The following is a 9,286-nucleotide window of genomic DNA, read 5'->3' on the forward strand; positions in this document are numbered from 1 at the left end:
TCCCAATAGGGATCGCGCAGGCGGCGCTTGAAAATCTTGCCGGAATCCTCACGCAGCAGGGTTTTGAGGATTTCGACGTGTTTCGGCACTTTATAGTCCGCCAGCGAGGCCTTCAGCTGTGCCCGGATGTCGGCAGTATCCAGCGTCACCCCTGCTTGCGGTTCCACCACCGCCATCAGCGCCTCGCCGAATTCGTCGTCGGGGATGCCGAACACGGCGCAGTCGTGGACGCCGGGAACCGCATGCAGCGCGGCCTCGATTTCGGCGGGATAGATGTTGACCCCGCCCGAGATCACCATGTCGCGCTTGCGGTCGCAGATGAAGACATAGCCGTCTTCGTCGATGTAGCCGACGTCGCCCGAGGTGATAAAGCCGTCGCGCTCGATCTCGGCGCGCTTCTCCGGCTTGTTGTGGTAGGTGAAATCCGGCGTGTCCGCGGTGCGTGAGTAGATTTCTCCGATCTCGCCCTGCCGCAGTGGTTTGCCGTTGTCGCCCAGAAAGCGCAGTTCGACGCCGTCAAGAATCTTGCCGACCGTGCCCGGCTTCTTCAGCGCATCGTCCGAACTGGCAAACGTCAGCGCGCTGGATTCGGTAGAGCCGTAATATTCCGAGATTACCGGGCCCCACCACTCGATCATCGCGCGCTTGACGTCCGCCGGACAGGGGGCGGCGGCATGGACCACATGGAGCAGCGACGAAGTGTCGTATTTCCGGCGCACCGCCTCCGGCAGTTTCATCAGCCGGACGAACATGGTCGGCACCATGAAGATGGTGTCGATTTTTTCATCCTGGACCAGCCGCAGAAAGCCTTCGGGATCGAACCGCGGCATCAAGACCAGCGCGCCGCCGAGACGCCCGGAACGCAGGCCGAACGAATTCGGCGCGGAATGGTACAGCGGCCCCGGCAGCAGCGCCCGCACCCCCGGTTTCAGGCCGTAGATCAGCGCACGCAGACGCTCCGACGCTGCGGTCTGCTCCGGCGTCGGCGCGTTGCGCCGCACGCCCTTGGGATGGCCTGTTGTGCCGGAGGTATAGATCATGTTCGCCGGCTGCGGCCGCACGGGGCCGTCGTATGCCTGCTGCTGCGCAAGCCAGGCCTCCAGCTCGATCGCGAAATCGGGCTTGGCGAGAAGATCGGGACCGATCTTGTAGTTCGCGAGAATTTCCGGCGGCGTCGGGACGCTGAGCACGGTAACGCCTGCGGGAATTGCGTCACGGAGCTGATGCAGCATGTCGGCATGGCCGACCAGGACATGGGTGCCGGAATCCTTGAGGATGTAATTGATTTCCTCCGGCTTGAAGTGCCAGTTGACCGGCACCGCATAGGCGCCGAGCCGCATCGCGGCATAGGCCGCCTCGATGAAGGCGATGTCGTTGCGCATGAGGATGCAGACGCTGTCGCCCTGCGTGACGCCGAGCGCCTGCAATCCGCCAGCCACGCGCGCAGCACGATCGGCGACCTCTGCGTGGCTGCGCCGCCGCTGACCGCTGATGATGCCGAGGAAGGGGTGTGAGTAATCGGTCATTGTGTTCTTCTTGATCTTGAAAGCCCTCACCCTGAGGTGCGAGCCTCGGCGAGCCTCGAAGGGTGGCAGCACGGCGTGTAGTCATCCTTCGAGGCGCGCAAGAAAGAGCGCGCACCTCAGGATGACGGTTCGAACCTCTCAAACATCCGCAAAGCGCGGCGCGCGCTTTTCGATGTTGGCGCGGACCGCCTCGGTTTGATTCGGACTGCCCAACAATTTCTGCTGCTCGACGGATTCGGCCAATAGCGCCGGGCCGGGATCGGCGGAAAGATTGTTCAGCATGCGCTTGGCGGCACGGATCGCTTCCGGGCTCTTGCCGGCGATTTCCCGCGCGACTTCGAAGGCGGCGGCGCGCGGGTCATCGCAGATCCGGGTCGCAAGCCCGTAAGCCAGCGCCTCCTGCGCCGAGAAAATCCGCCCGGTATAGGTCAGCTCGCGCAGGATATCGTCGCGCACCAGGCTCGCCAGGATCGGCGTCCCCGCCATATCCGGCACCAGCCCCCATTTGATTTCCATGATCGACATCCGGGCATCCGGCGCCAGAAACCGCATATCGGCGCCGAGCGCGAGCTGAAACCCCCCGCCGAATGCCACGCCCTGGATCGCGGCGATCACCGGCACCGGCAGCTGCCGCCAGCCCCACACCGCCTGCTGCGGGAAATTGGCGAGGCCGTGGGTGCGCGTGGTGAGGTCGCGGGTTGCATTGCCCGCTATCCCGTTACCGCCGCTTTGCTTCATGGCCGCGAAACGGCCCATGTCGAGGCCGGCGCAAAACGAGCGGCCCTCACCGGACAATACTACCGCTCGCAGACCCTTTTCCCGGCTCAGGCGGTCGCTGGTCGCGACCAGCGCCTCGAACATCGCGGCATCGAGCGCGTTCATCTTGTCCGCCCGCACCAGGCGGACATCGGCGACGCCCTCCGAGATCGATACCGAGACGCGATCGTCCATGAAAATCTCCTCCACTCTTATTCGTTGTACCTACTTTACAGAAAGGCGTAGTCCGGATTTAGTCAATCAACTAATTAACAGGCAATCCCTCCGGGTGGAAACCTCCCATGTTCAACGAACAGCTCCTCGCGGGCCGGCGCATTCTTGTCACCGGTGGCGGCACCGGCCTCGGCAAGTCGATGGCCGCGCGCTTCCTTCAATTGGGCGCCGAGGTTCATATCTGCGGCCGGCGAAAAATTGTCTGCGACGAGACCGCGACCGAACTGATGGACCTGCATGGCGGCCGGGTCGCGAGCCATGGCGTCGATATCCGAAACCCGCTCGCGGTCGACGAGATGATCGAGGCGATTTTTACCGACGGCCCGCTCACCGATCTCGTCAACAACGCCGCCGGCAATTTCATCTCGCGCACGCAGGACCTGACGCCGCGCGGCTTCGATGCGGTCGCTAATATCGTCATGCACGGCACATTCTATGTGACGCATGCGGTGGGCCGGCGCTGGATCGCCGGCGGGCATCGCGGCAATGTGGTGTCGATCACCGTCACCTGGGTGCGCAACGGCAGTCCCTATGTGGTGCCCTCCGCCATGAGCAAATCCGCGATCCATGCCATGACCATGTCGCTGGCGACGGAATGGGGACACTACGGCATCCGGCTCAACACCATTGCGCCCGGTGAAATTCCAACCGAAGGCATGAGCAAGCGCATCAAGCCGGGTGACGAAGCCGGCGCGCGCACCATCGCGCAGAACCCGATGGGCCGTGTCGGCAAGATGGAAGAACTGCAGAATCTGGCGGTGTTCCTGATCTCGGGCGGCTGCGACTGGATCAATGGCGAGACCATCGCGATGGACGGCGGCCAGGCGCTGGCGATGGGCGGCAACTTCTATCAGTTGCGCGACTGGTCCGACGCCGACTGGACCACGGCGCGCGACGCGATCAAGGCGCAGAACGAAAAGGACCGGGCCACGAGGGGATAGTATTTTCGTTGCTGCGAATGCGGGAACGGCGTTGCTGTATTGTTTTTGGCGCGAGATGACGCCACACTCCGCCCAACAAAATAAAATCACGGGGGAAACATGTCCGTCTCGGGGGAAGCGGCAAACCTTGCCGACGTGATACGCGCGCGGGCGAAGACCTGCGGCAAATCCATCGCATTCGAGTTCGAGGGACGCCAGACCAGCTTCGGCGAGCTCGATATCAAGACCAATCGCGTCGCCAACGCACTCAAGGCACTCGGCGTCAAAGCCGGCGAGCGCATCGCCTATCTCGGCAAGAACAGCGACATCTATTTCGAACTGCTGCTCGGCGCGATCAAGGCCAATGTGGTGATGGCGCCGGTTAACTGGCGGCTGGCCGGGCCGGAGATCACCTTCATCGTCGGGGATTGCAAGGCGCCGGTGCTGTTCGTCGGCCCCGAATTCGTCGAACAAATCCAGCGCATGCGGGATCAGCTGCCGGGCGTGCGCAGCTTCATCGCCACCGAGGGCGGCGCGCCAGGCTGGCGGGACTACGCGGCATGGTGCGACGAACAGAGCGACGACGATCCGAACATCGAGATCAGCCCGCGCGACATCGCGATCCAGCTCTATACTTCCGGCACCACCGGCAAACCCAAGGGCGCGATGCTGTCGCACGCCAATTTTCTCAATCTGGTGGAGACCGGCAAGGGCGAAAAACCCGACTGGAACAAATGGACCGAGGACGACGTCTCGCTGGTGGCGATGCCGATCTTCCACATCGGCGGTTCCGGCTGGGGCGTGCTCGGCCTCTATCACGGCGCCAAGGGCGTGATCGCCAGGGAATTCGATCCCAACAAGGTGCTGGACTTCTTCGAGCGCTCCGGCATCACCAAGCTGTTCATGGTTCCGGCCGCGATGCAGTTCGTGGTGCGGCAGCCCCGCGCGCGCGAGGTGGATTTTTCGCGGCTGAAATACATACTCTATGGCGCTTCGCCTATCCCCGCCGCATTGCTGAAGGAATGCATCGAGGTGTTCGGCTGCGGCTTCGTGCAGATGTACGGCATGACCGAGACCACCGGCACCATCGTGGCGCTGGCGCCAGAAGATCACGTCGAGGGACTGGACCGGATGCGCTCGGCCGGCAAGGCATTGCCGGGCGTTGAGCTTGCGATCCTCGATGCCAATGGCAAGCCACTGCCGCCGGGCGAAGTCGGCGAAATCGCGACACGGTCCGGCTCGAACATGGCCGGCTACTGGAATTTGCCGGAGGCTACCGCCAGAACGCTCGGCCGCGACGGCTGGCTGCGCACCGGAGACGCCGGTTACATGGACAGGGACGGTTATCTCTATATCCACGACCGCATCAAGGACATGATCATTTCCGGCGGCGAAAACATCTATCCGGCCGAGGTCGAAAGCGCGATCTGCGACCACCCTGATGTCGCCGAAGTCGCCGTGGTCGGCGTGCCTGACGAGCAGTGGGGCGAAGCGGTCAAGGCGATCGTGGTGATGAAGCCGGGCAAGACGGCGACGGCCCCGGACCTTATCGGCTTCACCCGCCAGCGTATCGCCGCCTTCAAGACGCCGAAAACCGTGGATTTCATCGACGCCCTGCCCCGCAATGCCTCCGGCAAGATCCTGCGCCGTCATCTGCGTGATCCCTATTGGGTCGGCAAGGACCGGCAGGTGAATTGAAAATTGCTGCACCTCACCGTCGTCCCGGCGCGGGACGACACCTTCGCAGTTCTTCAATGCTTCCCCGCGCCCATATAGCCGAACAGAAAACCCGCGACCTTGCGCTTCTGGATTTCCTCGCTGCCTTCGGTGATGCGGTAGCGGCGGTGATGCCGGTAGATGTGTTCGAACGGCTTGTGCCGCGAATAGCCCATGCCGCCGTGAACCTGCATGGCGCGGTCGGCGGCCTCGCAACACAGCCGGTTCGCCCAGAAATTACACATCGAGACCTTGTCGGAGAGCGTGTGTTCGACCTGCGCCTGGGTCAGCCGGTCCATTTCCCACGCGGTCTTGCGAATTAACAACCGCAGCATTTCCGCCTGGGTCGCCAGCTCGACCAGCGGCCACTGGATCGCCTGGTTTTCGGCCAAGGCCTTGCCGAAGGGTTTGCGCTCGCGCGCGTATTTCACGCTTTCCTCGATGCAATACACCGCGGCGCCGAGCGAACTCGCGGCCTGCCGGATCCGGTTCTCATGCACGAAGCATTGCGCCAGCGACAGGCCGCGGCCGATTTCACCGAACAGCGCATCGTCAGGCACGAACACGTCCTTGAAACTGACGCGCGGGTGGTCGGTCGGCATGTTGAAGGTCCACATATATTCCTCGACCTTCACGCCGGCGCTGTTCGCCGGCACCAGAAAACAGGTGATGCCGCGCGCGTCGCCATCATTGCCGGAGGTGCGCGCGAACAGCGCGCAATGGGTCGCGACATGCATGCCGGTGGTCCACATCTTCTCGCCGTCGATCACCCATCCCGGGACCCCGTCGCGGGTCGCCTGCACCGCGCGGGTTTCCATATGGGTCGCATCGGAGCCGTGCTCCGGCTCGGTCAGGCCAAAGGTGATGCGGTATTTTCCCGTGATCGAGCCCTCGATCATCGCCTTCTGGTCGTCGCGGCCGTAACGATCGAGCATCGTCACCAAGGGAAGATTGCCGACGATCGAATGCTCGTTCTGCAGGTCGTTATGCAGGCCAAGTCCCCTGGCGGCGAAATGCTCGCGGATCACGGCCATCCAGAGATTGGAGCCATCCTGGCCGCCGTAGCGTTTTGGGATCGCAAAGCGCAGATGCCCTGCATTATCGGCGAGATTTTTCACCCGGCGCAGCAATGCTTCCCACTCGTGCCGTGGCAGTCCGCCATTCTCGAAATCGGTGCGCGCCCATTCGCGGCGATGATCGAAGAAGCGGATATTGTCATCGGCATCTTCAATCGGCTTGATCTCGCGCGCGATGAATTGGTCGAGCGCACCGAGATAGGCGACCAGGTCGGCCGGCAAGGCAAAATCCACGGCAATTCTCCCTGATGTGGTTTTTGTTATTGTCGCAAGACCGCCGAAACGCGGTCTGCGCCCATCGATTAAGGTGCCAACCCCAAACCCAAGTCAAGCAACGCAATATGGCTGGCGCGCGCGGCGTGGTTGCGCAAATGGATGGCGTCGGATGGCGGGAGCGCGCTAATATTGCAGGACATTCCGCACCACAGAAAAAACGACGGGAGCCAACATGGACTTGAAATTCTCCGAGGTCACGCGCAAGGGCCCGATCACGATCGTGACGCTGTCACGCCCCGAAGTTTACAACGCGCTGCATACCGACGCGCATTTCGAGCTGAACAAGGTGTTCGACGATTTCGCTGCCGATCCGGAACAATGGGTCGCGATCGTCACCGGCGCCGGCGACAAGGCGTTCTGCGCGGGCAACGATCTGAAATGGCAGGCGGCGGGCGGCAAGCGCGGCTGGGATACCGGCGGTTTTGCCGGACTGACCTCGCGCTTCGACTGCGACAAGCCAATTATCGCGGCCGTCAACGGCGTCGCGATGGGCGGCGGCTTCGAGATCGCACTGGCCTGCGACCTCATCATTGCCTCCGAGAATGCGAGGTTTGCCCTGCCCGAACCGCACGTCGGCCTCGCCGCGCTGGCCGGCGGGTTGCACCGGCTGCCGCGGCAGATCGGTCTCAAGCGCGCCATGGGCATGATCCTCACCGCGCGCCATGTCAGCGCCCGCGAAGGCTACGAACTCGGCTTCGTCAACGAGGTAGTGCCGCCCGGCGAAGCGCTGGCGGCGGCGGAACGCTGGGCCGAGACCATCTGCAAGAACAGCCCGATGTCGATCCGCGCGTCCAAGCAAACGATTCAGAAGGGTCTTGCGGTGTCGCTGGAACAGGCGATGGCCGAGCAGCGCGAATATCCGGCGGTCAAGGCGATGGTGGCGTCGCAGGATTATATCGAGGGACCGAAGGCGTTTTCGGAAAAGCGCCCGCCGAAATGGGTGGGGAAGTGAGGAGCACACCGTTCTCTTTCCCGTCATTGCGAGCCAACGGGTCGCGCGAATGCGCGCCCGATGACAGGCTCCGCGAAGCAATCCATTGACGACTTCGGCATAAATGGTGGATTGCTTCGTCGCTTCGCTTCCTTGCGCAAACGCTTCGCGTTTGTCGCAGGCAATGACGACCTAAATATCTTTCTCTCCCAACTCCCTCTTATACGACGCGTAATTCGGCTGATCGACCGCGAGCTTGTCCATCGTGGTCTGCCACAGATGCGCGGCGAGCCCGGGGGTTTGCAAATCGGCCTCGCCGCTGGCGATGCGGTCGGCCAGAGCGCGATTGAGTTCGGCGAGCGAGTTCTGCGGGTCCGTCTGCCCGCCAAGCAGCTCTGTCAACCGCGCGGCTTCCGCCGCATCGCTGCCCTGCTCCAGCCTGAGCTGGCGCGTCACGAGGTCGAGCGCGTTGATCGCAACCCGCAGCTTGAACGCATGATGACCGCTGATCTCAGGCGCGATCTCGTGGCGCAGAAAATCCGCGACCGCCTGGATCAGTTCTTCCGGTGTCGGCTCGTCCTGCATGGATTATCCTCTAGGCCCGCGGCGCCAGCAGCCGCAACAGATCGATTTCGGTTTCCGAGGCGCGGCGGCCGATCATCGCGCGCTCGACGGAGTGCTCGGGTCCACTGCGAAAGCGCTGCATCATGCCGCAGCACATCACGCCCCAGCGCAGCGTTCCCATCACTTCCCAGAATGTCACACGCTTGGGATCGACGTGGCGGCCGGCCTTTTGATAGCCGGCGAATAGTTCCTCGCGCGATCCGAAACCGCCCACGGGTTTGTCGATCTCGCCGAAGCGCCAGGAATTGACGCAGATCCAGCCCAGATCCTCCATGGGATCGCCGATATGCGCGAGTTCCCAGTCCAGCACCGCGCGCAGCCCGTCGGGGCCGATGATGAGATTGCCGTGGCGGAAATCGCCGTGCACCAAAGTCATCTCTTTGGGCGCACCGGGATCGTGATCGCGCAACCAGCGCAGCGCCAGTTCGAACACCGGCCGCGGCCAGTCGAAGCCGCGGTAGTCGCGCTCGAGTTCGGCAATTTCCTTCGCGGCCGTCATGCGGCGAAGTTCAGGGAGTTGCGACAAGGCCAATCCGTGGATCGCCGCCAAGGTTTCGCCGAGCTGGCGCGCCAGCATCAGGCGGGCCCGCGCGAACTTCTCATCGCGCAGGATCTTGCGCGGGATGGTTTCGCCCTCGACCCGCTGCATGATGAATCCGGTGCCGAGGTCATCCCGCGGCTGCAGCACGTGCAACACCCGGGGCGACGGCACGCCGGCATCATAGGCGCGCTGCATCAGGACCGCCTCGGCATTCAGCCCGGCCGCGCGTTCTGGTGCGGCACCATACCCCGACGGCGCCCGGCGCAGGATCGCACCGATAGTGCCGTCGGGATGCACGATATCGAACGACCAGGTTTCCTGGCTGGCGCCGCCGGATAGCCTGGCGCAGTTGGCGACGCCGGTCGCGCCCGAACACCAGCCGGCGACACAGCGTCCGAGTTCGACCTCGATCATTTGCCCCTGAATTTCGCCGGACGCTTTTCAAGGAACGCGGTGACGCCCTCCTTGAAATCTTCCGTCGCGCCCGCGGTGCGCTGCGATTCGAATTCCAGGTTGAGCTGATCTTCGAACGAATTGTCCGGACTGTCCCAATAGAGCTTGCGGATCAGCGACAGCGCGACCGTCGGGCCGTTCGCCAGCTCATGTGCAAGCTTGATGGTCTCGTCCGCCAACACGGCATCGTCATAGACCCGGTTGACGAGCCCCCATTCCAGCGCCTTCTCGGC

General features: G+C 63.2%; 9 protein-coding genes. 3 read left to right on the forward strand and 6 right to left on the reverse strand.

The window, feature by feature from the left end; all coding sequences use genetic code 11:
* Both ABR948_RS24750 and ABR948_RS24755 read right to left on the reverse strand, forming a co-directional pair.
* Positions 1-1,526: acyl-CoA synthetase (locus tag ABR948_RS24750; protein ID WP_428123079.1), on the reverse strand; the 1,526-nt coding region annotated here is incomplete at its 3' end.
* A 138-nt stretch (positions 1,527-1,664) separates the two neighbouring features.
* Entirely contained in the window at positions 1,665-2,477 is an 813-nt protein-coding gene (locus ABR948_RS24755; protein WP_428123080.1) for a crotonase/enoyl-CoA hydratase family protein, read from the reverse strand.
* Between the two features lie 107 nt (positions 2,478-2,584).
* Between ABR948_RS24755 and ABR948_RS24760 the strand changes: the two genes are divergently transcribed.
* Both ABR948_RS24760 and ABR948_RS24765 read left to right on the forward strand, forming a co-directional pair.
* Positions 2,585-3,457: an SDR family oxidoreductase gene (locus ABR948_RS24760; protein WP_428123081.1), complete on the forward strand. Its 873-nt coding sequence runs from the start codon at positions 2,585-2,587 to the stop codon at positions 3,455-3,457.
* Between the two features lie 99 nt (positions 3,458-3,556).
* On the forward strand, positions 3,557-5,134 hold the full coding sequence (locus ABR948_RS24765; protein ID WP_428123082.1) for a fatty acid--CoA ligase: 1,578 nt from the start codon (positions 3,557-3,559) through the stop codon (positions 5,132-5,134).
* A 53-nt stretch (positions 5,135-5,187) separates the two neighbouring features.
* On the opposite strand, the gene ABR948_RS24770 is transcribed toward ABR948_RS24765, so the two are convergent.
* Complete coding sequence (locus ABR948_RS24770; RefSeq protein WP_428123083.1) at positions 5,188-6,462, reverse strand: acyl-CoA dehydrogenase family protein; 1,275 nt, start codon at positions 6,460-6,462, stop codon at positions 5,188-5,190.
* Between the two features lie 214 nt (positions 6,463-6,676).
* Between ABR948_RS24770 and ABR948_RS24775 the strand changes: the two genes are divergently transcribed.
* Positions 6,677-7,456, forward strand: a complete 780-nt coding sequence (locus ABR948_RS24775) for an enoyl-CoA hydratase-related protein (protein WP_428123084.1) — start codon at positions 6,677-6,679, stop codon at positions 7,454-7,456.
* Positions 7,457-7,627: 171 nt separating this feature from the next.
* On the opposite strand, the gene ABR948_RS24780 is transcribed toward ABR948_RS24775, so the two are convergent.
* The 3 genes from ABR948_RS24780 to ABR948_RS24790 all read right to left on the reverse strand — a co-directional run.
* On the reverse strand, positions 7,628-8,020 hold the full coding sequence (locus ABR948_RS24780; protein WP_428123086.1) for a DUF6285 domain-containing protein: 393 nt from the start codon (positions 8,018-8,020) through the stop codon (positions 7,628-7,630).
* A 10-nt stretch (positions 8,021-8,030) separates the two neighbouring features.
* A complete protein-coding gene (locus ABR948_RS24785; RefSeq protein WP_428123087.1) occupies positions 8,031-9,014 on the reverse strand; it encodes a phosphotransferase family protein in 984 nt (327 codons plus the stop codon).
* Positions 9,011-9,286: enoyl-CoA hydratase-related protein (locus ABR948_RS24790; protein ID WP_428123088.1), on the reverse strand; the 276-nt coding region annotated here is incomplete at its 5' end. The genes ABR948_RS24785 and ABR948_RS24790, both read right to left, overlap by 4 nt.

The sequence above is a fragment of the Bradyrhizobium sp. genome (assembly GCF_050014615.1).
Lineage (GTDB): Bacteria > Pseudomonadota > Alphaproteobacteria > Rhizobiales > Xanthobacteraceae > Bradyrhizobium.